At 61.9% G+C, this 1,015-nt stretch carries 1 protein-coding gene; it reads right to left on the bottom strand.

Annotated elements, in window-relative coordinates:
* Window positions 1-1,015: NADH-quinone oxidoreductase subunit NuoF (nuoF, locus tag AC1DT3_RS22450; protein WP_477467381.1), on the bottom strand; the 1,015-nt coding region annotated here is incomplete at both ends.

Below are 1,015 nucleotides of genomic sequence, written 5' to 3'. Positions count from 1 at the left end.
TCATCACGGAATCGGAATGCGGGTTTGCCGCATAGTCGTCGATGCGTTTTTCGATCTCATGCCGGAAATGCCGGATGAGGCCCTGAACCGGCCACGCCGCCGCATCGCCGAGCGCGCAGATGGTGTGACCTTCGATCTGGGTCGAGACTTCGAGCAGCATGTCGATCTCGCGCTTCTGGGCGCGACCTTCCGCCATGCGGTTCAGCACGCGCCACATCCAGCCCGTGCCTTCGCGACACGGCGTGCACTGGCCGCAGCTCTCATGCTTGTAGAAATACGAGATGCGGGCGATCGCGCGGACGATGTCGGTCGACTTGTCCATGACGATCACCGCTGCGGTCCCGAGACCCGAACGCAGATTGCGCAGGGTATCGAAATCCATATACGCGTCGATGATCTGATCGGCCGGAACGCACGGCACCGACGATCCGCCCGGGATCACCGCGAGCAGGTTGTCCCAACCGCCGCGAATGCCGCCGCAATGTTCCTCGATCAGCTCGCGGAAGGTGATGCCCATGGCCTCTTCCACGTTGCACGGCTTGTTCACGTGACCGGAGACGCAAAACAGCTTGGTGCCGACGTTGTTGGGACGCCCGATGCTCGAGAACCACGATGCGCCACGACGCAGGATGGTGCCGGCAACTGCGATCGACTCGACGTTGTTGACTGTCGTCGGGCAGCCGTAGAGGCCCATATTGGCCGGGAACGGCGGCTTCAGCCGCGGCATGCCCTTCTTGCCTTCGAGGCTCTCCAGCAAAGCCGTCTCTTCGCCGCAGATATAGGCGCCCGCGCCGTGATGCAGGTAGAGGTCGAAGGGATAGCCGTGGATGTTGTCCTTACCGATGAGCTTAGCCTCATAGGCCTCGTCGATCGCCGCCTGCAGGGCATGCTTCTCGGCGATGTACTCACCCCGGATGTAGATGTACCCGGCATTCGCGTTCATCGCGAAGGACGCGATGAGGCAGCCTTCGATCAGCAGGTGCGGATCGTGCCGCATGATTTCACGGTCTTTGCA

Source organism: Microvirga sp. P4_G7 (assembly GCF_056401005.1).
This window is presented reverse-complemented; position numbering and strand designations above follow the sequence as displayed.